The organism is Mesorhizobium sp. B264B1B (genome assembly GCF_020165765.1).
GTDB lineage: Bacteria > Pseudomonadota > Alphaproteobacteria > Rhizobiales > Rhizobiaceae > Mesorhizobium.
Genome location: NZ_JAIUIS010000014.1, coordinates 18011 through 40796 on the forward strand (window position 1 = coordinate 18011; position 22786 = coordinate 40796).

20 protein-coding genes and 3 pseudogenes are annotated in these 22786 nt (G+C 61.7%); 8 read left to right on the forward strand and 15 right to left on the reverse strand.

The window, feature by feature from the left end; all coding sequences use genetic code 11:
• Positions 1–489: 489 nt before the first annotated feature.
• Positions 490–1161, reverse strand: a complete 672-nt coding sequence (locus LB547_RS24835; protein ID WP_084015908.1) for a GNAT family N-acetyltransferase — start codon at positions 1159–1161, stop codon at positions 490–492.
• Positions 1162–2136: 975 nt separating this feature from the next.
• Between LB547_RS24835 and LB547_RS32725 the strand changes: the two genes are divergently transcribed.
• Positions 2137–2664 carry a transcriptional regulator domain-containing protein gene (locus tag LB547_RS32725; RefSeq protein ID WP_224655966.1) on the forward strand — a complete coding sequence of 176 codons (528 nt, stop codon included), beginning with the start codon at positions 2137–2139 and terminating at the stop codon, positions 2662–2664.
• A gap of 28 nt (positions 2665–2692) precedes the next feature.
• Positions 2693–2944, forward strand: coding sequence for a DUF2285 domain-containing protein (locus LB547_RS32730; RefSeq protein WP_411908926.1), 252 nt, complete (start codon positions 2693–2695; stop codon positions 2942–2944).
• A 401-nt stretch (positions 2945–3345) separates the two neighbouring features.
• On the opposite strand, the gene LB547_RS24850 is transcribed toward LB547_RS32730, so the two are convergent.
• Together LB547_RS24850 and LB547_RS24855 are read right to left on the reverse strand one after the other, a co-directional pair.
• Positions 3346–4110, reverse strand: a complete 765-nt coding sequence (locus LB547_RS24850; protein WP_064994202.1) for an HAD-IIA family hydrolase — start codon at positions 4108–4110, stop codon at positions 3346–3348.
• Between the two features lie 501 nt (positions 4111–4611).
• Positions 4612–6087, reverse strand: a complete 1476-nt coding sequence (locus LB547_RS24855; RefSeq protein ID WP_064994201.1) for an NAD-dependent succinate-semialdehyde dehydrogenase — start codon at positions 6085–6087, stop codon at positions 4612–4614.
• A 392-nt stretch (positions 6088–6479) separates the two neighbouring features.
• On the opposite strand from LB547_RS24855, the gene LB547_RS24860 reads away from it, so the two are divergent.
• Positions 6480–6764 (forward strand): hypothetical protein, encoded by a 285-nt coding sequence (locus tag LB547_RS24860; protein ID WP_064994200.1) that lies wholly within the window; start codon positions 6480–6482, stop codon positions 6762–6764.
• 171 nt (positions 6765–6935) lie between these two features.
• On the opposite strand, the gene LB547_RS24865 is transcribed toward LB547_RS24860, so the two are convergent.
• Together LB547_RS24865 and LB547_RS24870 are read right to left on the reverse strand one after the other, a co-directional pair.
• The gene (locus tag LB547_RS24865; RefSeq protein WP_064994199.1) at positions 6936–7154 is read right to left on the reverse strand and encodes a hypothetical protein; all 219 of its coding nucleotides are present in this window, start codon (positions 7152–7154) and stop codon (positions 6936–6938) included.
• A 1915-nt stretch (positions 7155–9069) separates the two neighbouring features.
• Positions 9070–9246 carry a hypothetical protein gene (locus tag LB547_RS24870; protein WP_224655962.1) on the reverse strand — a complete coding sequence of 59 codons (177 nt, stop codon included), beginning with the start codon at positions 9244–9246 and terminating at the stop codon, positions 9070–9072.
• Between the two features lie 781 nt (positions 9247–10027).
• Here LB547_RS24870 and LB547_RS24875 point away from each other — a divergent pair.
• Both LB547_RS24875 and LB547_RS24880 read left to right on the forward strand, forming a co-directional pair.
• Entirely contained in the window at positions 10028–10732 is a 705-nt protein-coding gene (locus LB547_RS24875; RefSeq protein WP_064994196.1) for a DsbA family protein, read from the forward strand.
• 342 nt (positions 10733–11074) lie between these two features.
• The gene (locus tag LB547_RS24880; RefSeq protein WP_064994195.1) at positions 11075–11320 is read left to right on the forward strand and encodes a hypothetical protein; all 246 of its coding nucleotides are present in this window, start codon (positions 11075–11077) and stop codon (positions 11318–11320) included.
• A 227-nt stretch (positions 11321–11547) separates the two neighbouring features.
• On the opposite strand, the gene LB547_RS32545 is transcribed toward LB547_RS24880, so the two are convergent.
• On the reverse strand, positions 11548–12663 hold the full coding sequence (locus tag LB547_RS32545; protein ID WP_064994194.1) for a response regulator: 1116 nt from the start codon (positions 12661–12663) through the stop codon (positions 11548–11550).
• Between the two features lie 155 nt (positions 12664–12818).
• Here LB547_RS32545 and LB547_RS24890 point away from each other — a divergent pair, with 155 nt between their 5' ends.
• Positions 12819–13127 (forward strand): hypothetical protein, encoded by a 309-nt coding sequence (locus LB547_RS24890; protein WP_064994193.1) that lies wholly within the window; start codon positions 12819–12821, stop codon positions 13125–13127.
• A gap of 936 nt (positions 13128–14063) precedes the next feature.
• Here LB547_RS24890 and LB547_RS24895 read toward each other — a convergent pair.
• The 9 genes and pseudogenes from LB547_RS24895 to LB547_RS24930 all read right to left on the reverse strand — a co-directional run.
• Positions 14064–14678: pseudogene (locus LB547_RS24895) on the reverse strand (alpha-hydroxy-acid oxidizing protein); the annotation flags it as partial.
• A pseudogene (locus tag LB547_RS24900) lies at positions 14672–14881 on the reverse strand (hypothetical protein); the annotation flags it as partial. The pseudogenes LB547_RS24895 and LB547_RS24900, both read right to left, overlap by 7 nt.
• Positions 14878–16428, reverse strand: a complete 1551-nt coding sequence (locus LB547_RS24905; protein ID WP_064994192.1) for a hypothetical protein — start codon at positions 16426–16428, stop codon at positions 14878–14880. The pseudogene LB547_RS24900 and the gene LB547_RS24905, both read right to left, overlap by 4 nt.
• Positions 16429–16725: 297 nt before the next feature.
• Positions 16726–17724, reverse strand: a complete 999-nt coding sequence (locus LB547_RS24910) for a polyprenyl synthetase family protein (protein WP_064994191.1) — start codon at positions 17722–17724, stop codon at positions 16726–16728.
• Between the two features lie 151 nt (positions 17725–17875).
• Positions 17876–19219, reverse strand: a complete 1344-nt coding sequence (locus LB547_RS24915) for a cytochrome P450 (RefSeq protein WP_064994225.1) — start codon at positions 19217–19219, stop codon at positions 17876–17878.
• 8 nt (positions 19220–19227) lie between these two features.
• Positions 19228–19353, reverse strand: coding sequence for a hypothetical protein (locus LB547_RS32410; RefSeq protein ID WP_263483495.1), 126 nt, complete (start codon positions 19351–19353; stop codon positions 19228–19230).
• Complete coding sequence (locus tag LB547_RS24920; protein WP_176479560.1) at positions 19350–19739, reverse strand: SDR family NAD(P)-dependent oxidoreductase; 390 nt, start codon at positions 19737–19739, stop codon at positions 19350–19352. Before LB547_RS24920 ends, LB547_RS32410 begins: the two co-directional genes overlap by 4 nt.
• A gap of 87 nt (positions 19740–19826) precedes the next feature.
• Positions 19827–20132, reverse strand: a complete 306-nt coding sequence (locus LB547_RS24925; protein WP_411908925.1) for a ferredoxin — start codon at positions 20130–20132, stop codon at positions 19827–19829.
• Position 20133: 1 nt separating this feature from the next.
• Positions 20134–21426 (reverse strand): annotated as a pseudogene (locus LB547_RS24930) (cytochrome P450).
• 80 nt (positions 21427–21506) lie between these two features.
• On the opposite strand from LB547_RS24930, the gene LB547_RS24935 reads away from it, so the two are divergent.
• Both LB547_RS24935 and LB547_RS24940 read left to right on the forward strand, forming a co-directional pair.
• A complete protein-coding gene (locus LB547_RS24935) occupies positions 21507–21695 on the forward strand; it encodes a hypothetical protein (RefSeq protein ID WP_176479561.1) in 189 nt (62 codons plus the stop codon).
• A 708-nt stretch (positions 21696–22403) separates the two neighbouring features.
• Entirely contained in the window at positions 22404–22616 is a 213-nt protein-coding gene (locus tag LB547_RS24940) for a cold-shock protein (RefSeq protein WP_008874821.1), read from the forward strand.
• Positions 22617–22786: the final 170 nt, after the last annotated feature.

The window sequence follows — 22786 nt, forward strand, 5'->3', positions numbered from 1 at the left end:
AGAGAAAATTCCCCCAGGAGACCTCCCGATCACTGACCTTATAGCGCTAGCGCTATGACAACTTGCCCATAACCAGCGTGCAATCCACCGCGGCGCCCACTGCCCCTCAAGGAAAATCTGGCACGGGTCTCACGAGCCGATCACGGACTTGAAATCAATTGCGTTGGCCTGCACAGGCCGGGGTGGCTGCCGCTATGCGGATGCGACGGCCTGGATGCGTGGTGCGCGCGCCTTCTACTCTCGACAGTGCCGATGGCACACGGTTCGACGAAATGCCTCTATCGAGGTCTGGTGCGCTCAGCGCCGGCATTGGCTGAAAAGGTCCAGAGGCCGGCCCAGGCTGCACGGGAGCACTCAATCCCATTCAACCCGTTCTTCGCAACGGCTTGCCCGCGGACACGTCGGTATGAAGCACGTTCCCAAGTCCTTCGAGGTTAAGCGAACACCGAAATGCCGACTCGGTCGCAGCGCTACTGTTCGGCATAAAGTCTATTTTGCGTCATCGAAAAAAAGTAATTGATCAGCTTTTACGGCTGTTTCTGGGTAAACCTCTAAATATCTCATTGTATTGTTGTCATGTATACGGTCGCGAACATAGAAAAATCCTATCTTAATGTTCTTACGAAGCGAACGTATGTTCGTTGGTCGAACGAATGAAGTCACTTTCTCCAGTTTTAAATATTCAAAAGCAAATTGGACAACCGCCCTGCCGGCCTCGACTGCTATCCCCTTTCCCGAAGCCGCAAGGTTGAGACAAGTTACTATTTCAACATTATTCGGATCTTCTGGAAGGTACAGGCCGCTGCGAGCCAACCCACAGTAGCCAGCGAATTTGTTGCCTTGGTCTGGATCTTTGACGAACAGCATCCATAAGCCGAAACGATTGTTCTGCCAATGATTAATGAACTCAAATAGTGCAGCTTTCGACTGCTCAATCGTCGGAGCGAGTCCACCCCTGGCGTTAACCACGAACGGATCGCTACGAAGGCCATGCAAAAGAAGCTCGTCGCTATGCGACGGCGGCCTCAGGAATAGGTGTGGCGTTTCTAAGATGTGCATAAGCAGATGCCTTGTTTCTAAAAACTTAAAGTTAGGGGCACCTAAAGAAGGTGCAGTATGGTTCCTAGATGGAACGTGCAGCTTGATTCCAAGAATACTCATTACTTGGATAAAATTCTGGTAAATCTCTGCAAAAATATTGTTTCAGAAATGCAGAAGGCTGATAAAACCCGCCGAGAGGCGCATCCATTTTCACGAAGATTTATCTTAAGTCACACAATGAGGTTGCGTACTTGCGCAGAAATGGAGAACGACGCCCTTGGCATAGGCCCACCTCCGACCGCTCGGTGGGCGCGCAGCTGTGTTTCGCGATTGCGTGACAGCAAACGCCTTGCTCGCCCGCTTCGGTGATCACCATCCGCGGTCACAGCTCCCGACGTCGCGAAAAGCGTCACTCCGGCCTTGCGACGGCCTCGAGACCACGAAACCGCAAGCAGATGAGATCAGTCTTCGTTTCGCCCAAGGAGCCGAATCCTTACTTCGCTTGACAGTACACCCGGACCAAGGGCAGTGGGGACAAGTCTGCCTCGGAAATCAGCGGCATCCAGGGGCAAGCGAAGCTCAGCCGCTGCATTCCACAGCGCTCTGAAAACCCCGGCGTGAGCACCACCCAAGAAGCGATTGCGGGCCTCGCCGGTCTGTTTTTCGGTCCTCTGAGCAGTCGCCTTCACCTGTACAACTATACAGGATGCCCTAGCGTGAATCTTGGTCTCCAATGGCGGGGAACTTCCCCCAGGAGACCTCCATGGCCAAGCTTATATCGCTGGCGCTACGACGACCTGCGCACAATCAACTAGAAACCCACCGCTGCGGCACGCGGTCTTCAAGGAACGTCAGGAATGCGGCGCAGGAACCGGCCACTGGCGGCGAGCCAACTCACTTGGCCAGCTCGGGCCGTGCTGGCTGCGCTGGTTCGGTCATGTCGCCGCTATTTGCCGGCGTGTTCGGCCCTGAACGGTGCCGACCGCAACAGCTTCGACGAAACGCATTCGTCGAGGTCTGGTGGCCCCTGCGCCGGTGCTTTGCCAACCGGCATGATGTTTCGACCTGCCTGGGGGCTGGCAGGGGAGCAAAATGATGCCTGCAGTTCTCGTGAATGGCGCCGATGGGGCTGATTGGCGCGATGAAAGATCATACGATTACACCTCAGCTCTGACGCCGCGCGAATGGGCCTGGGAGTTCTTACGCCGGAATCCAGCATTCCAGCCTGATGTGACCACAGCAAGCCGGCAGGCCAATACTTTGTCGTACCGACCTTTTCTCAATGTGGTCACCGTGGCCTGCGAACTGTCACGCTGGGGTGTTCTGTTTCGCCGAGTCTCATGGGCGCAATTCGGTCGTATTCTGGTCTCCGCTATGGTGCGCTCATGTGCTGCCGGTCATTGCAGAACAGCTGTCCGCGTGGTCGGGCACAGCGCCGTTCGAGCTCTCGGCATTGCCGTGCCGTTCGACGGTTCTGCTAGCCCCCGACAAGGGCCAGCATGTTCTTCTTCGGGATACCAAGCACACGCTCCAACTCGCCGTCTCTGGCGCGGATATCTTGCACCCCGTTTGCCTCCGTACCGAGGCCATCTGGCCCGAGACCCTTTCGAAGCACCGTCTTAGGGCGATCGAGTCCCTCAATCGTCTAAATGTGGGTCAACAGCTTCCTGCCCGCTTATTCCCGCCAGAAAAGCGGGGTCCTCGTTTGACCTTCGTTCTTCGTGCGCTCGACGGCTCACTTGCTGGGGCGTCACATCGCGAGCTCGCCGAAGCGCTGATTGGTCAACAGCGCGTCCATGCCGACTGGAGGGATCCTCGCGATCATCTGCGCGACCGCATTCGCCGCGCTGTCTCTCGTGGCCGCGCCCTCATGCATGGAGGGTACAGGGATTTCCTTTTTTGAAAAGTGACGGTCCGCCCCGTACATCAGCCGGCGAACAGTTCGGATCCAGAACGTCAGTTCGCCCGGTCCCACTTGGCGGGGAAAGACCTTACAGGTGCGCTCTGGTTCAACCCGTCAGTCGATGCCGAGAGGCACGTTCGAATGTTCCACAGGTGACAATGTCGAGTACGCAACGGAGAAAAAAGCTGCCGCGTCGGGTATACGCTATACGCAGCGGCCGAGCCAGTTCTTCCCAGCAACGGCAGACCGCCGGCATGGCTACGTGGGTGTAGTTCGACTAACTTGTCATGCTTATCACTTCTTTTGCGGCCAGCTTTCCACCAGATTGCGCTGGGTTGACGGCCCGGAACGTAGAGGGAGCACGTTCAGGCTTGGTGTCGGGGTGCCTTCGGCTTGTTGGTTCAGATGATCTGGCCCAGATCCGCAAGGCAATCGACCACGTAATCCGGTCTGAATGGAAACCGCTCTATGTCAGCCAGTTTGGTCACTCCAGTAAGCACAAGGGCTGTTTTCAGGCCCGATTCCAGCCCTGCGAGCACGTCGGTATCCATGCGGTCCCCGACCATGATGGTATCGACAGCTCGCACTCCCAGCCGGTCGAGCGCATTGCGCATCATGAACGGGTTCGGCTTCCCGACGAAATAGGGCTGACGGCCGGTGGCCTTCTCTATTAGTGCTGCGACTGCCCCGCACGCCGGATGGGAGCCTCGTTCGGTCGGGCCAGTCGCATCTGGATTGGTGGCGAGAAAACGCGCTCCCTTCGCCACAAGCTCGGCGCCAGTTGCGATCTGCTCATAGTGGTACGAAATTGTATCCCCGAGGACCACGAACTCGGGCGAAAACTCCGTTATCCGGCAGCCTGCCTGCCGCAGAGCCTCAACCAGACCGTGGTCGCCGATGACATAGGCAGATGATCCGGGCTTTTGCAGTTCCATGAACCGCGCAGTGGCGAGCGCCGATGTGTAGATGTGCTCTGGCTGCACGGCGAAGCCAACCGCTCTTAGACGCTCGGCATGATCTTCGGGTGTGAAGCGCGAGTTGTTGGTGAAGATCTGAAACGGCTCACCCGTGGCGATTAGCCCGGCCACATAGCCGACCGAGCCAGCAATCGGTTGGCCGCCGCGGACCAGGACTCCGTCCATGTCGAGCAGATGCGCTGTGATCATTGGATATCAACCCTCGATGTCTTTCGTGCATGCACGGCCTGAGCACGGCTTGTGTCACTGATCTTCTCCAGGCGAGAATGCCGGCGACTGTACCGATTGAGAGCGATGCGCGAAGGGCGCCCAGTTGGCCGTGCGGCAATAAGGAGGTTGCGGCGTAAACGTGTCGGGCGCACCGCTCGCCGTGCCGACGCCCTGCGCCGTCGGCTGCCGACTTCGCTGCGTCAACGCAGCTGATGGACAATGCGTCTCTAGTTCCCAGCGAACCACAAGCCTGGCGAGACGTGCCGCGCTTGGATCAGGATGCGCAACCTGCCGTCCGCTTGTGGCACCTTGCCTCGTCGCTGTAGAGGCGGTTCACGTAGCACGGCGTCTAGATCTCACTTAAGGCGCGCAGGCCAGGGGCGCGGTGAACGACCCGAAACCAGCCGGAAGAAGGTTCGCCAAAGCGTTCGATCATCCCTTTGGTTCATTCTGCGCCTGAGGCGGCCCATCCCATAGAGATCAGATGCCGCCCATGCAGAGGTATTTCATTTCGAGGTAGTCTTCGAGCCCGTGGCGGGAACCCTCTCGCCCAATGCCGGACTGCTTGATGCCACCAAAGGGCGCCGCTTCCGAAGACATACGCCCCGTGTTGATGCCAACCATGCCGTATTCCAACGCCTCGGCAACGCGCCAGACACGCTTCAGATTGGAGGCATAGAAATAGGCGGCGAGGCCGTAGATCGTGTCGTTGGCCTCACGCACTACCTGATCCGCATCGGTGAATTGAATGATCGGAGCCAGTGGCCCGAAAGTCTCCTCTTGCGCAACCGCCATGCTGCTGGAAATTTCAGTGAGGACTGTCGGTTTGAAGAAGGTCCCATCCTTGCCAATACGTTCGCCCCCGCATCGAATTGTCCCACCCTTGGCAACGGCATCTGCGATGTGGGACTCGATCTTGGCCAAAGCATGCAAGTCGATGAGCGGTCCGACGTCCACTGCCGGAGCGAAGCCGTCGCCGACCGACAAGGACCGGGCTTTCTCCACGAACTTTTCGACGAATTCATCGTGAACGCTCGATTGGACGTAAAGCCGGTTCGCTGAAACGCAAGTCTGGCCGGCGTTGCGGAACTTCGCCTGGATCGCGCCGTCAACCGCAGCGTCGATGTCGGCGTCGTCGAAGACGATGAAAGGGGCATTGCCGCCGAGCTCGAGACTGACCTTCTTGATCTGGTCCGAGCACTGGCGCATGAGCAGCCGGCCAACCTCGGTCGAGCCTGTGAAGCTGATCTTTCGAACCTTGGGATTAGAGCAAAGTTCGCGTCCGACGTCATCACCTTCAGATGCATAAACTAGGTTGACGACGCCTTCGGGAAAGCCGGCCTGGTGCGCGAGGGCGAACATTGCACCTGCCACAAGCGGCGTCTGTTCAGCAGGCTTAAGCACGATCGCGCAGCCCGCCGCCAGGGCTGGCGAGATCTTGCGCGCCACCATCGACGCCGGGAAATTCCAAGGCGTAATCGTGCCGACCACACCGATCGGCTGCTTGATCACCAGCATGCGACGGTCTGTCGACGGCGCGGGGATCGTCTCGCCATAGATGCGATTGGCCTCTTCGGCGTACCATTGCAGATACGCGGCCGCGTGCGAAACCTCCGACTTGGCTTCGGCAACGGGCTTGCCCATCTCTGCAGTGAGTATCGCGGCAAGATCGTCGGTGTGGTCAATGATCAGCTGATGCCAACGCCACAAAGCGTCACTGCGTTCTCGGGCGGCCAGCCCCGCCCATCCTGGCTGCGCCAGGTAAGCCTTCTCGATCGCAGCGCGCGTTTCTTCCACACCCATGTCGGGAAGCACCGCCAGCACTTCGCCGCTCGATGGATTGATGACTTCGAATGTGCGCTCGCTAGCCGGCGCGCCAAGCGCCGGCAAGCGATCGATGGCGCCAAACAGGTCCGGGGATTTCAGGTGGCGGATCATCGGTAGGCATAGGGGCATACCGGGTTCCTCTTAAACGCGGCGGATGAGTTGTCGGGCGGGTGTCGGTCTATTCCGCACCTGCGGGTTCCTTATAGGGCCTCCGCCAGACAGCTAGTAGACCATCCCCGAATTTGAAAGGTCGAATTGCTCAAGGCTTTAGTCTGGTTGGTGGTCTCATTAGGAGACAAACCGAACAGTGGATATGGGCTTGCCCAAGCGCAGGTATTACGTGGCGCTCTTCCGCTCTGCGTCTACGCCGCAGGGGCCCACAGTGAAGGTCACATCTTGGATGCCGAAGCCATCAGCAGTCTCGGCATCCCTCAGTGGCCTGACGGATAACCTGCGCTACTTGGCGCAACCGGCTCCCTCGGCGGTCTGGCAGAGGTTCGGACGGAGGCGGAGTCCATCACATGCAACTCGCTTATATTGGCGTTGGCGAGCTCACCTTGTCACCTTTCGACGTGCGAGACGGCAAGCGGGCGCCGGACATATCCGATGTCGTGCCGTCCATCCGCCGGCGCAGCATCCTCCAGTCGCTGTTGGTCCCAAAAACGGCAGTCCAGACACTTTCGACATCGTCGCCGGACGGCGGCGTCACCACGCCGCAAAGACAAATCGCCGATGAGCGCAAGCCGGGAAGACCTGCGCGCCATCATGAACCGGCGACGATGTGGCCGCTCTCTCACCCTCGCTAATCGAGAACATCGGGTGAAGTCGCGCAACGGGTTCGCCCAGTTGCCCAAGGCAGGCGGCGCCGTGGCGCAATCGGCAATACCTGCCGCCGCGAGCTCGAGGCCGAGAGAGCGCATAGTTGACGCTAGCGACCAAGGAACGGGTAGAAGGAATGGCTGTCGCTGTTCAACAACCTACGCGCCGCGCCGCGGGCCGAATGGAGGCATGGCTGCACGGGACAGTTGATGCCACCGAAGTTCGCGCTGTTTGCGATCTATCCCCGCCAGATCCTCCTCGATCTCTTTGGCGAGGAGAGCTATTTCACCGCCGACGTCGATACGGCGATTGCGAGGCGCCAGGCAGGCTATCTCGACGCCGGACGGTCCGATGTTGTTGTTATGGAAGCCAATCACTGTTCCATTTCTGGGAGTACAAGACGGACGATGCCAAAGACGAAGGGCGGCACAGCCCGCCTACAATTGGGTTCATACCATCTGCCAAGTCATTTGCGGTTTCTCGGCTTCTTTCAGTGGAAAGGCGCACCAAGAGCGGGGCATACCTCAATACAAGCGTCCGCAGCCTTCAACATACGTTCACTTGGGTTAAATCCTGGCAGCATTTGCCCCAGGATCATAGCGTTGAGGAACAGCGAACCGCCCAGACGCGGATGAGTCGTGTGCCCTATCGCCAAACTGTAGTTTGAAGGCCTACCACCATAGCGGAATGCAATATTCCGCGCATTTGAGAGGCCAGATACACCGCGTCTCTTTTTACCTTCAGCACTCATTGTTTTCTCTTCTGTTTATGCTCTCATCGAGAGATGGGTAACCAAAAGACAAGAAAAATTGTGCAGTAAATTACGCCAACGTAATCAACCGCGTATGCTACCGTGCTCGTTCTCTTCATCCTTGCCGGCAGAGAGAACGCAATTATCCTTTGAGTTCCTTCCCGCTGAAACCTTCCGAAGCTTTGACTTCGCTGTCCGGCAACAAGGCGAAACACCTCGCTCGATGTTGCCACCTCCAATTTGCAAAGGCCGTGCCAACACCTCAGCGCCCAATAAGCGCCGTTTGCTTTGAAAACCTCGACGGTGCTCAGATATAGGTTGTAGTGAACCTGACATTTTGCCTGCCGCAGAGTCGCGCTCGTTGACGCTCATTCCGGAGAGAAGCTGGCCCGGGCTGCGATCGACCGGCTCTGTCATTGGTGACCGCCAGAACCGAAGCGGTGGTCGCGAAGGTCAGCGCCGTCGCAAAATGTGGCCTTGTGCACCCAGCCAGACCGAAGTTCCACGTTACCGGCGATGGGCAAAGTTCGAGGCGAAGTGTGAGTTGCCCCTCATTTCGCCGATGCTGCGTCCTCGACGCACTTGCGGGACAAAATGGATGCGTGGGCAGCGCAGGGCCAGCTGAGCCATCAGTATTTTGCGAGACCTGACGCGAGCGTCATCTTGAGTGAATCAATGTGAGCGCATTCTTTGGTGGGTGATCATCGGATGACTTCTCTTTAGTCTGTGAGGCGTTTGCGGGATCGCACATGCCGTGCCAAACAGGAAACTCGTCTCGGCAACGTGAGTAATCGGACTCTGCTATGTTGCCGATCCAACATTGTCCGACATCGAACGCCAGTTTAAGGGAAGCGCTTGCCGCTTAAGGTGATATCGTCGTACCGGGGCATAGCGGCGCTCGCCGGCAGCATGAGTAAAATTCACGACAGAAGGATCGCCGACCGCGTGGCTAGCGCTGGGCCCGCAACACCGCGCTTCGGACAGGACCTTGGCCAATCGACCGCGTCGCCACCATCGTAAGTTCGCGTACAGCCGCGAGGTTTTTGGCCTCGGTCGGATAATATCGCCGACAGGGTCAAGACCCAGAAGAGTTGCCGCACGCCGTCGCGATGGGAGCAGCCTACATGCCGGCATAGACTAGAGGTGCCGCTGAGCGGTTTGAGGGAGTGGCATACCTTGCGCGTCTGGTGCAGAAATTGCTTGCGTCACGCCGAAGTAAGGTCGGCCACGCTAATCCGCCGGCATGGCAAAGGCGCGCTAATCGGCACGGTCGAGGGCAGTTGACTGCCCGGGAATTGGGCCGGCTCCTCGCCAGCGACAATGCCAGCGAGTTCATCTCGAATGCCATCCTTTCCCGAGCGGGTCAGAACCGGTCGAATGTCATTACATTGCGCACGGCCCGTCGCCATCGCCATGTGGCGCGCCGAGCTGCAACACCGCGCGGCGGTACAGGCGTGAGAGCTGGAAGCATGCAGCGATCCGCCGATATCGACCGCCGGGCGGTCCAACTCGCCGGCGGCATGATTGATCGCCGCCGCCAATCAGATGCTCGAGGAAATGCCCGTTCGCCGAATTTCCCGGGCGGGCTCGTCGGCGCTGCCGATCTTGTACCGCACCATATGGGTGATAGTTGGCGCGCGGTGATCGGGGACTAGGACCACTTCCATGCCTTTGTCGAGCAGAAAATTCGTCGCCTTGATGTCATCGCTGGCCGCCATAACCGAAGCGCCAGACCGAAGGTTCATCGACCGCCTAGCTTGTAGTTGCCGGGCGATGCGCAAAGTTCGAGGCAAAGGAGTTGCCCCTCATTTTGCCGATGCTGCGTCCTCGACGCCCTTGCGGGACAAACTGGATCGGTGGGCAGCGCAGGGCCAACTGAGCCATCAGTATTTTGCGAGGCCAGACGCGAGCGTCATCTTGAGTGAATCAATGTGAGGGCATTCTTTGGTGGGTGATCATCGGATGACTTCTCTTTAGTCTGTGAGGCGTTTGCGGGATCGCGCACATGCCGTGCCAAACAAGAAACTCGTCTCGGCAACGTGAGTAATCGGATTCTGCTATGTTGCCGATCCGACATTGTCCGACATCGAACGCCAGTTTACGGGAAGCGCTTGCCGCTTAAGGTGATATCGTCGGCGTCACCGGGGCATGGCGGCGCTCGCCGGCAGCATGAGTAAAATTCACGACAGAAGGATCGCCGACCGCGTGGCTAGCGCTGGGCCCGCGAAACCGCGCTTTGGACAGGACCTTGGCCCAATCGACCGCGTGGCCACCATCGTAAGTTCGCGTACAGCCGCGGCCAAGATCCTTGCCGTCTTCGACGAGCGTAGTGGCATCAGGGGGGCCGGGCGACAGTTCGAGGGCGGAGTCTTTCTGAACGTGACTCTACGCTCAACGCCGCGTGACGCAAATGTCCTGAGGTTGTCAGGCTGCTGTCAGGTCCGGGTGTCACAAGCCGGCTGTTACTGCCCTGCCATTCACCGTTAATTGGAACTCCCCATGATTAATCTAAAAGCCGGCCGGATCGCCCTTTCAGCCCTACTGCTGCTGGTTTCCCTGCTGGCGAAATATGGTCCAACTGTCACACACTTAGTGCTCCAGCACGAATACAATAGCCAGCTCCGCAAGGATAGGGAGAAGGTCATTTCAGACCGGCACGACGCACTCTTCAACGACCCAGCTGCGCCAACTGCTGGCAACCCAAATGGCGACCACCATATCGCCGTATTTTTGGACTCCAACGACCCGCAGCGCCGCGCGGTAGACCGTACGATCCAGCAAGCCCTCAAGCATGATCCCGAGCTGAAGGTTTACTACATACCTTATTCGAGCACGAGACCGGGTTCCAAATTTGCTGCACGGGCGGTGCTCGCCGCCAGCAAACAGGGAAAATTTGAGGCGTTCCATCACCGCCTAATGGCTACTAGCCTCCGGCTCAGCGGATCCGACATTTTGGATATCGCACGAGACGAGGGCCTCGACGTTGAGCGACTCAAGCGGGACATCAAGGACCCCGGAATCGTAAACACCGTCAAGCACAATTCCGCGCTCGCCAAGAAGCTGTCCATCCACGGCGGGCCGGCGGTCGTTGTCGGCAAACGAGTGGTTTCAGGTGCGGCTAACATGCACTATTTGGACCGCTACCTCGCCAACGAGCGGGAAAAGCATAGGCGTCCTGCCGGATCACCAACTTCGGCATTTTGACAGGGCTGGCCGCCGGTGCAACCTCTCTGGCCACGAGTGCCGCCTCTCGTGCCGGGCCAAATCTCAATATGGCCCGGCAACGCGGTAGTGGGCGGCCCGCGCGGTGCTATGCAACGCACCGGGCAAAGGGCAATGACTAAGCCGTCCTGAACATCGCATCGGAGTTCAACGTCTTTGCACCAATGCCCAGGAATGGTCGCCGCGACAAACAACGTCTGCGAACGGTCGCTGAGAGCCGCCGTCGTTCAACGAGAGATCACCAACGGCTATCCTGAGGAGGCGGCCCCATGAATCGCTGCACATCATCATTTGCTATTCTTGCTTTCGGCACGTTCTGCACAAATGGCGGCGCATTCGACCATCTATTCAGTGCCCGACAGGAGCGTCGTGTTTCTTGGTGGCGTTGGCTACACCTGGCCGAAGGGCAACGAGTTTGTCTATGACGAAGGGGGCAATCGTGTCAGCAAATTGATCTGGGAAACCGGCGCGCCGGTGCTGACTAGGGCTAAAGGCCGAGGTCTGGAACAACTGGATCATTTCAGCAAGCCGTCTTCGGTTCTCCGGCAACAGCCATATGGAAGACTATGATTAGCTCAAGGAAGCGCCGAGCTCTGCCGAACGGGTTGGCTTGGGGCGGGGCCGTGGCATGCTTGTCTCACGCCAGTGGATTGGGATGTGGTGTGCCCCGCCAAAGCTGCCTTCCTCTGGCGAGCCGGCCCACCGCGGGTTTGGTTACCGCCCCTGTTTGACATTCCCGTTGCCCAGCAGCGTACAATGCTTCCTACGCCCAACCTGGTCGCTGCAGCAAACCAGGGTCATCGAGGGATTCGAATAATCGCCTCAAAACCATCCCCGCGACCCGTGGCAGGCGAGGCAAGTTCAAGGCTGCCACCGACCTTCTTGATAACATAATTAGCGACGGGTAGACCCTGGCCTGGGACAGTTGCCCGAGTCGCCAGACGCACAAAACGCTCTGTTATCTCGTCAAGGTCTGGGAGGGGCACCACCGGTCCTGCGTTTACAATGGCGATGGTTCCATCAGCTCTGACGGAAACTGTCGTCGGGATATCGGGCAGTCCATGTGTGAGTGCGTTGTCGATGAGGCATCGAAGCACGACGGGAATTCTAACGGCGTGGTCTGCTTTGCACTCCCAGGCGGGGCAGCCGTCGACGTCAAGGATTAGCCGTCCGGCAAACCACGGCTTTTTCAAGAAGTCATCAACGACTGACCGAACCTTTTGGACAAGATCGACAGGGTCTCCGAGGCCGTTCCGTGATTCTTCCACGAAACTGTACCCCAAGCCACGCAGTGTCGCTATTCGGTCCCTGCCGATCTTCTTGCGGAGCCGGCTAACATAAACCTCCACGGTATTGCTCTCACTTTCCGAACCTAAGGAAAGGAGTTCTTCCTCGATCTTCCTCTTCAAAACTACCGCTCCGGGTCGGGATAGAACGCAGTCGAGAATCGCCCATTCGCGTGCAGTCAGGTTGACCGGCTGCCCGTCGAGGGCGACGCGCCGCTCAGCCGCGTTTATGGACAGCGCCCCGACAGAATATGGCTTCGGGAAGTTCCCGTGACTACGCGCCACGGCATGAATGCGCGCGGAAAGTTCGCGGGGATCGAACGGCTTGACCAAGTAGTCGGCGGCACCAGCATTGAGCCCCTCGATGCGGTCCTCGACCGTATGGCGAGCTGTCACGATGATGACGGGTGTCGAATCACGCCCCTTCCTCATCTCCCGCAAGTAGTCCAGGCCGTTACCGTCTGGCAGGTTAATATCGAGCAGAACAAGCCCGTAGGGAATCCCACTTGCGTGATACCGCGCTTCGGACAGGTCCTTGGCCCATTCAACCGCGTGGCCATCAGCTATCATATGTTCTCGTACAGCGCTGCCAAAGTCCTCGCTGTCTTCAATGAGCAAAATTCGCATGCCGAGCTCCAATAATTGGGCAGGGTTCGTGCCCTATTGACGGAACCTGACAATAGGCTGAACGCCGTAGCGCAAATGTTCCGGCGGCTTTCAGGCTGCCGTCAGGTGCGCGTGCCAGAAGGGCGGTGATTATAACAACCGATTAGAGGCAAGTTATGAACGTCATCTTGATCACGGCACTTTCTCTTTATGCGACCATCGTCGGTGCTGCACCGGCCGCCGGGAACTTAGAGGTTGGGATCGCCGAATGGCAACCGCGCCAAGCCGTACTGACCAAGCCTGAAGCGGAGCAAAGGCACCTCCGTTTGATTAGAGGGAAGACGGCGGGTCAGATGGCGTCGAGTCGATGGGCAACCGTCGAAACGCACTTCGACCGCGTAGCTTCGCGCGTGTGGGTGGTGCCGGCGCAGGGGGCTAAGGATAAAGCGATGCGTCACCTACAATGTCTGGAAGCCCTGTCTTAGGATTGTTCCACTGTAGCCTCGAGATTGGCCTAGTGGTGTTATTCTTCGTGGATGAAATATGATCAGCACGAGCGAACTGCCAATGCCCGCTGCGGCCCTCATCATCGAAATCCCGCCTTATTCATGCGCCCGCGATGCCAAGGATGCACTGTCATATCCTGAGTGCAGGATCTTCAAGTCCTGAGTGCATGACCAAGCGTAAATCGCGCTACCTGGCCACAATCCGTCGGGAGCATGGAAGAGGATCTTGCTAACCTAGACAGCACTCGTGGCCATCACCGGCTGGCAGCATCCGAAGGGGGCGAGGGGGCCCGTGTCTGCTTGCAAATCCGTCGGCTCAGATCGCGCTTTTTTATCGGCGGCGGGCTCGGAAGGGTCAGTACAACGAGAACTTCGTTCGAGCCATCACCATTCAATGTCTGAATGCGCCGCCCACGCGTGCGTCGCTTGACAGGAAACCGTCGTCAGAATGCGGCCAAAGCAAACGTCCAAAATTCGCAATTGCATTGGAAGGAGCGTTGTTCCGGCCTGCCTTCTCTTGGGTCCCATCGCGTTGGCCCTAGGACTGCTGCTGCTGCTAACTGCCTAGGAAAGGGACAATGAATGCTCGCCCGCTGCTTCAGGATTTTCGTCGCCGAGTGTTCGCGTTCCCAATCATGCTTCCGCGTCGCTCGCCACTTCGCAGCGGAAAAAGCTCTTGCCGGAGCCAATCTCCGTTCGGGCAGGTGGCAGTGTGCGCCGCCACCGCTGAATGAACCGACAGGGCAGGGCGGCGAAGATTACCCGGCTCCTTCCTGCGACGCGGCGGCTTCCTGCCGTCTCTTAAGTTGGATGTGCACGTATTCGCGCTTCATTGACCATAAGCCGGATCGGGCTGGCGTAGGTATTTCAGCGGCCTTCTAGGTGCCCCGCCGCCACGTGCGGACGACGCCCGCATCAACCGGCGGGCAGATGCGCCGAGGGCAACAAGCGCGCCTGACGTAATGCCGCCAGATCGGCCGAGCCGGTGCAGAAACAGGCGACGGCCAACTGGCGGATGACGATCTCGAAATGCGCGACAACCGCCTCGGTGGACACCGTCGCCGCGCGCAGCACGCCGGCCGCCTGCCCAGCGATGTCCGCGCCCAGGCGAATGGCCTTGGCCACGTCGACGCCGTCGCGGATTCCGCCCGACGCGATCAGCTTCACCGCCGGCAGCGCCCGACGTACCGCCTGCACGCTGGCCGGGGTCGGAATCCCCCAATCGGCGAAGGCCAGCGCCACTGCACGGTCGGCGGCATCGCGGGCGCGCTCGCCCTCCACCGCGGCCCAACAGGTGCCGCCGGCGCCGGCGACATCGATCACCGCCACGCCCGCCTCGACGAGCACACAGGCCACCGAGGCGGACAGGCCCGACCCCACTTCCTTGGCCACGATCGGCACGCCCACGCAACGCGCGGCGCGAGCGATCTGCGCCAGGACGCCGCGCCAGTCGCTGTCGCCCTCCGGCTGTACCGCTTCCTGCAGCGGATTGAGATGGACGATGAGTCCATCGGCCTCCAGCGCAGCGCCAGTTCGCGATAGAACGTCACGATCAGCATTTCGTCCTGCGGATCGCGGCCGGTGCGGGCGCTGGTCTCACGCAGGCTCGGGTGGATGCGCTGCAGGATGTACTGGCCGCCCCTGACCGCTTCCATCGCATGCTCGTCGGCGAACCCGGTCAGGGAACGCCCCCACTCCAGCACCTGCTGCAACGCCCGTTCGGTCTGGATCATGGCGACGCTCCTGCTCCCCCGGCCAGGACGCGCCGCCCCCAATGAAGCGCCAGCCACAACCCGGCGAGTTCGGCCACGCGCACGACCCGGATGGGGCAATACAGTTCCTTGCCGATCCACAGCGGCGTCTGCGGTAAGGCATGCGCCGCATGGCGGGCGAGCATCCACTCCAGCGCACGCCCCACCGCCTGCGCGATGCGCCGGCGCTCTGTCGGCTCTTCGCTCCCGTCCATCACGTGCAACGCGAACAGCGCATAGGCGGTTTCCTCGAATGTGGACGCGCGACCGGCGCCCCAGCCGCCGTCGTCACGCTGCGCCTGCAGCAGCGCCGCTAGCGCGCGCTCGTCGCGCCACTGGGGCTTGCCTTGCGCCAGCGCAGCGACCGCATGCGCGGTGGGATACAGCCACGAAACGTGCCATTTTTCGTTGTCCCATAGACCGTGTGGGTTGCGATTGGCCTCGACGTAGGCGCCGGTGCCGGCGTCGGGCTTTCCCAATAGTCGCAATGCATGCAGGGCATGTATGTTGGTCGACACTGAGGCATTGCGCTCGCCGGGAAAGGTGACGAACAGCTCGCCGATTTCGAAATGGCGCAACGCATCGACCGCCGGGTCGCGGCCTGCAAGGCGCAGGACGCACAACGCAACGGCGGTGTCGTCCGCATCGGCCGCGAAGTGCAAGGCCGGGCCCAGACCGCGCACGCCCAGGCGGGCGTCGAGCTGCGCGACGATCACGCGCATCGCCTCGGCGAGCGCGGGATGCGCGAACAGCCCGGCCAGATGCAGGGTGTACAGCGACCAGCATGGCTCAAACACATTGATCGGCCAGACGCTGGGAACGACACCTTCGATGCAGCTGCGCGTCGCCCGCGATGCCGCCTGCAGATACGCGTCGGCGCACCCGACCTGCGGCCTGCTCCCTTGTGTCACGGCGTGCGCACGCCACGCGGCGGTGGCCGCCGGACTGATGCCGATGCTGCCGTCTTCATCCGGGCATGCGGTGGTCGGCGACGTCCCCCAGGCTTCCCAGGAGTGCAGCAATGGATGGCCGCTCGGCAACGTCGCCACCGCCCCCAGCTTGACCAGGCAGGCTTGCCGCAACGGCAACAGCGCCGGGTGGCGCGGAAACGCCATGCTGCCCAGCAAGGATGCGGCCTCGCCGCACAACTGCGGCAGGATCAGCTCCGCGCCGATCGGCGCGTCTTCCGGCACCGCATGCGCGTAGGGATCGGGTTGGCGTTCGAGGAACCGGGTTGCAGCCTGGACTGCGTCGGCAGCGCCGGGAAGAGGGTCAGCGCGCTGCAATGCCAGCAACGCCGCCCACGTGGGCGCATGGCGAAACAGCGGGAAGTCCGCGCTTCCCCATCCGCCATCGGCCTGTTGCTGCGCGATCAGCCAGGCGTATGCGTCCTGCCGACCGGTGACGTTGCCGTGGAACTGCAGCGCTCGCGCCGTGTCGTAGACGGACGGACCGACGCTGCCGCCGTCGCTCATCTCGCTCAGCAAGTGGCGCAATTCGGAAAGGATCTGTTCGGACAGCGCGTTCACGCGGGATGTTCCTTCTGCAGAAGGTTGACGAGAACCAAGATCGGGCAGACGCCGCGCACGTCGCCGCAGGCCCGTCGCGGCCAGGCGCGTGGGCAGCGCCGGACGGCCGCCCTGCTCCGGCGCGGCGACGCGCGGCTGGCGTCGGTTCGCCCAATAGGCTAGCGCCGCGCGCCGCGTGACACGGCCGTGCTGGGCAACCGCTGCGATCGGCGCCGCGGACTCGGACAGAGTGCAGCATCCACCGCTGTCGCCGGCCGATCGCGCGGCACAGGGGCGACTCCATGCGGACGGGGCGCCTCATGCGCATGGCGCGTGCTTTAACAGATACGCGGTGGCCCGCTGCAGCATCTGCGCCAACGGTTCCGCACGCGGCCCCAGCGGGGCGATGGCCTCCCCGGCGTCGCGCAACAGATCCAGCGCAAACTGGCGCGCTGCTTGCAGCCCCATGATCGACGCGCAGGTCGGCTTCTGCGCCGCAGCGTCCTTGCCGGGTGTCTTGCCCAGCGTCGCGGCATCCGCTGTCGCGTCGAGAATGTCGTCAACCACCTGCAGCGCCAGGCCGAAACAGGCGCTGTAGCGATCGAGCGCACTGTACAGCGCGGCGTGCGCGGCATCCTCCGTGATGGCGCATAGCGCGCCCATGCGAACGGACGCGCGCACCAGCGCTCCGCTCTTCATCCGGTGCATCGCCACGATCCTGTCCAGCTCGACATGCTTTCCGACCAGCGACAGATCCTTGGCCTGCCCGCCTGCGGCACCCTCGGCGGACACCGCCTGTGCCAGTTCGTGCACGAGCGCGATACGGTTGTCGCCCGGCGCATCCAGGCTCGCCAGGGTGAGGAAGGCGTGCGCCTGCAGCGCATCGCCGACCAGGATCGCAGTGGCTTCGCCGAACTTGACGTGCACAGTCGGAAGGCCGCGGCGAAGCACGTCGTTGTCCATCGCGGGCAGGTCGTCGTGGACCAGGGTACAGGCGTGGATCATCTCGATGGCGGCGCCGACGTCCTCGAGCACGTGCGCCGGCGTATCGGCCAGTGCGCCGGCAGCCAGACAGAGCAAGGCGCGCGTGCGCTTCCCGCCATGCAAGGTGGCGTAGCGCATCGCCGCCATCAGCTCGGTCTCGCCATCGTCTTCGGCGCACAGAAGACGCGCCAGCGCCTGTTCGACCCCCTTTGCGCCGTCCTGCATCCAGATCTCCGGCAGCAGCCTGCCGGATGCGCCGCGCGCCTGCGCGCCCAATCCCCCGATCGCGGAAACGCCAGTTCGGTCGTCATGTGGCTTGGAACCGGCTTGCATGTTGTTCATGTCCTTGTGCCTGACAGGAGACGGCCTCGGAGAGCGGCGACCGCCGCGCTGTTGCCGGCGTCGCACCGAGCGCGCGCGCCGAGTGCAGCAATGCTGCGCGTCGCTCGCCGCTGCCTCGCCACACGGGGCATGCGATGCCAGCTCATGAGAATCCGATGCGGATTTTCATGGACGGATTTGCGGTCGGGTAATAGCGCCGGCCTTTTTCGACGTCGCTCAGCAACCGCGGCCGCACCCCGGCCTTGTGCATGGTCAGGGCCAAGGCGATGCAGAACTGCACTAGTTCCAGCCATACCAGGTGGTAGCCGATGCAGACGTGTGGGCCGGTACCGAACTGCAGCATGTCCACCGGCCGGATCGGGTCCGTGCGTTGCAGCCATCGCGCCAGGCGGAACTGATCAGGCGCCTCGTGCAGCAGCGCCGAGGTCGAGAAATGCAGCAGCGGGATGCACAGATGGGTACCCGCGGGAATGCGCCATTGGCCGAGTTGCAATTCCTGCAGCGCTTGACGCGGCAGGAGCGTGACCGCCGGATGCAGGCGCAGCGTCTCGCGGAACAGCGCCTCGGCGACCGGACACTGCGCTAGGTCCGCGTGCCGGGTCGGCACCGCGCCCACGCGTTGCGCCTCTTCGACCAGGGCGTCCCACAGCACAGGCTGCCGCGCCAGCTCGATCACCATCCAGGCCATCGTCGAGGCGGTGGTCTCGTGACCGCCAAGCAGCAGCAAGCGGATATTGGCGACCAGGACGTCATCGGAGAGCGCATCGTCGCTGCGATCGAAGGCGCTCACCATGTCCTTGATCAACCCGGTGCGCGCGGCATGCGCGCGCGCGTCGCGGATGAACTGGCGCAACTGCGCGTCGATCCAGTCGCGGGCGGCGCGGCCGCGCCGCAAGGGCAGTCCGGGCAGGTCGATCGGGGGCGCGACGATCAACTGCACCAGGTGCCGGTACTTGCGATGCCATCCCGGCAGGTCCTGCGCGGGGACTCCCATGAGGCGGAAGATGAGCTTTAGCATCAGGTCGCCGGTTTCACGCAGGATGGCTACGTCGCCGCGGTCGCGCCACGCCTGCACACGCGCCCGGATGACGGGCTCGAACAGGTCGCCGATGCCGGCCTGGGTCAGCCCCTTGGGCAGGAACGCCGGCTTGATCGCATCGCGCGCCTGCCGGTGCGCGCCGCCGTCCTGGGCGACCATCGTTCCACCAAGCAATTCGGGCGCGATCCCTTCGATCAGCGCCGAGGACACGTCCTTGTGCCGAAGCAGTGCGAACGCGTCCGGATCCATGCAGGTCATCAGGTGTCCGGCAGGGCCGAAATCCAGCCAGAAGTAGCTGCCCAGCGTCCGTTCCGCGCGCCGCAGCAGGCGCGGCAGGTCGCAGATGATGGCGGGAAGATGCCCGACCAGGGGGAAAGCGCCGGGCACGACCGGGATGTCGTGCCGCAGCCGGTGGCGACGGTTCAGCGGGTTGAGCAGCATGTTCATCAGCTCCATCAGCAGCGCGGCGCCGCGGCCGCTTCGACGGTGTCGCCGGCAGGCCGCGCGGCGCGGCTGTTGCCACCGTCGGCGTACGTCCGCACATGCGCCAGCATGGCGTGCGAGGCCGACAGCATGTTCATCGCCGCCTTCGACGCGGGGTAGGACGTCTGGGCGGTGTCACCGCTGAGCCCTGGCACGACGACATGTTGACGATCGCGCCACCGCCGCGGGCGATCAGCCGTCGGATGGCCTGCCGGCAGCAGAGCAGCGTGCCGCGCAGATTGGTCGCCATGGTCTGATCCAGACCGCCAGATCCAGGTCGAGCATCGCGCGCTCGCGCGGGGTCAGATGCATAGCTCGCGTTGTTCACGCAGCCGACCTCACCGAAATGCCGCTCCGCCGTCTGGAACAGCGCTGCCACCGCCTGCGCATCGGCGATGTCCATGGCCAGGGCCAGCGCGTGGCCCGCTTCGGCCGTGATCTGCGCGGTGCAGGCGATGGTCGCCGAGCCATCAATGTCGGCCACCACCACTCTGCCGCCCTCGGCGCGATGGCGAGGGCGCATGCCTTGCCGATGCCGGCGCTGGCGCCGGTCACCACGGCCACCTTGCCTTCAAACCGTCCCATCGTGTCCTTCTGGATTGTTGGTCTTTCGCGGCATGCCGCTCGGGTTCCGCCGAGAAGGCGCAGCGTCGGCGCTGGCGCGCTCGTCATCGCCAGCGTCGCTTTCGATGACCCGAATGGCGGCGACCGGGCACTGGCTGGCCGCGAGCCGCACGGCGACGTGCAACGCCTGCGGGACCGTCGCCACGCACACTTCAGCCACGCCGTCCGGTTCGCGCTGGCGAAAGGTGCCCGGCAGCGTAAGCACGCACTGCCCGGTGGTTCCGCACAGATCCTGGTCGACCACGACGCGCATCTCAGCCCCCTGCCTGCGCATTCAGCCGCACCGGCAGCGCGAGGAACGTCCTAAGGAACGCGGAGGGCTCCCGGGTCGGCTGCTCGGCCAATGCCAGCGTGGGGAAGCGCGCCTGGATCCGCGGCAGGCTCTCGGCCAACTGCATCCGGGCCAGTTGCGCACCGGGGCAGAAGTGGATGCCGTGGCCGAAGCTGAGCATGATCTTCCCGTCGGTCGACATGCCCGGATTGGTGCCGTAGAACCGCACGGCATCGAAGCGGTCGGGATCGGCGAAGGCGTCCGGGTCGCGATTGCCGGCCGCGATCAGCACGCGAACGTCCGCGTTCTTCGGGATCACCACGCCGCCCAGTTCGATGTCGCGCTGGGCGATACGCGGAGTGGCGCTGAACAGGACGGGCGCGTCGCGGCGCAGGACTTCTTCGACGAATGCCTTCACCTCCACGGCGTCTCCCTGCAGCCAATGCCGCTGTTCGGGATAAGCCAGCATCGCCAGGACCGCGTGGTCGATGGCCGCAGCAGTGGTGGTGAAGCCGCCCAGCAGCATGCCCCACAGCATGCTGATCAACTCTGCATCCGATAGCGTGTCGGCATCGTCGTCGTGTGCGCCGACCAGCATCGACACGATGTCATGGCGGGGATCGGTGCGCTTGCGCTGTATGAGGTCGCCGAAGTAGGCCTGCACCCTGGCGCTGCCTGCGTCCGCCGCGGCGAGCTGGGGATCGCTGGCGTGCGGGCTCAGGCCTTCCACAATGGCGCCGATGCCGGCGGCGAGCCCGAACATGTCGTCCTGGGGCAGGCCGAACAGTTCGGCGAAGACCAGCATGGGCAAGGCCAGCGCGAATTCCCGATGCAGATCCACCGCCTCCCCGCGCTCCAGCGCGGGCGCCATGCCGTCCAGGCGCGCTGCGACGATGCGCGCGATGCTCGGCCGCAGGTTGTCGATCTGGCGCATGGTGAAATCGCGAGAGATCAGCCGGCGCAGACGCGTATGCGTCGGTGGGTCCTTCATCGCTATCGTGGACGCCATTAGATTGAGGGACAGGCTGGTCGCCGCACGCGGGAAATAGCGCGCCAGTTCGCCAGGCGCCGGTCCCCGAAATGCATCGCCCGTGGCCGTGAGCGCCCAGTAAATGTCGGCGTGGCGGCTCAACAGAAAGAGGCCCGAGGCCGCGCGATGCACCGGATCGTGCTCGCGCTACCACCGCATAAACGGATACGGGTCGTGGATGCACGCTGGCGACGCCAGTTCGGCGAAGGCGTCCCGGCATGCTGTCTTGGTTTCTTGCACGTCCATCTTAGTTACCTCTTGGCTGGCTGATCTGACCGGCGCGCGCCAGGGTGGTAGGCAGTATAGTCATAGGAGGTGAAGGCGTCGTGCGAGCCACCGATCTCGGCCACCGCGCGGTCAAACTCGCCGGCGACGTGATTGGCCGTCGCCTTGATGTCATCGGTAGCCGCCAGAACCGGAGCGGTGCTCACGAAGGCCAGCGCGGTCGCAAAAAGAGCCAGACTGAAGGTTTGCTGACGGCGTCTCTTGGTGACCGGCCGATGGGCAAGTTTTGAGGCAAAGTGAGTTGTCCCTTATGTTGAGGGTGCTGCGTGCTCGTCCCTTTAGTGGGAGATAGTGGAGCGGTGGGTAGCCCCGAGCCAGATGAGGCATCAACATGTTTCGAGGCCTGACACGAGCGTCATCTTTGAGCTAATCTGGGAAACGTGAGACGGTATTTTTTTGGGGATCATTGGATGACTCTCCTCGGCTCGTGACGTGTTTGCGATGACTGCGCACGAACCGTGCCAAATGAGAAAACCCCGTTTCGGCGATGTGATTGTCGGACTCAGCTATGTGACGTATCCGACATTGTCGGACATCTTACACCGCCCGAAATGGGAAGCCCTCGCCGCTTAAAAAGGTGGCTAGGTGAGCTACCCTTCGGAGATGTCCAATATCGTGGCGTTAGCGCGCGCCTGTAGTTGCTGGTCGTCCGCGTACTCCTGCCCACATCGGCCGATCGCTGGTCCCCTAACACGACTCCAAACAGCGATAGACGCGGTCTGGAATTTACCGGAGCGTTGCAGGACTTGTTTTGCCATTCGGAACGCCAGCGCGGGGAGACGCTTCCGCGAGAGGCGGTCATGATGGAGCTTGCGAGCCGATTTGCGATTTGACCGGGGCTTTTGCTATTTTCGCTTTTGCTGCCCCTAAAATCTCAGATATGAAGCGGACCTGGCCTATGGCCTGCCTACATTGAATGGTTACAAAGGAATACGACTATGGCGACTGGAACGGTGAAGTGGTTCAACAGCACCAAGGGATTCGGTTTTATCCAGCCTGACAACGGAGGTCAGGACGTTTTCGTTCACATTTCCGCTGTCGAACGAGCGGGCCTTTCGACCCTTAATGAGGGCCAGAAGATCAACTACGAGGTCGAACAGGACCGCCGTACCGGCAAGTCCTCCGCAGGCAGTCTCAGCAAAGCTGGCTGATCTTTTTCTGCCTCTGCCCGGCAAGAGCCGGGCAGAAGTGCCACTGACCGCGCCATAGGAGCGGGCAAGAAACGGATCTCCCGCTGACCGGGCGGCGGTTTGCGGGAAGCTGCCAAGTTCTACTGAAATAAGATGTTTGCAAGTGAGGAGGGGCGGGTCCCAGCCCTCTT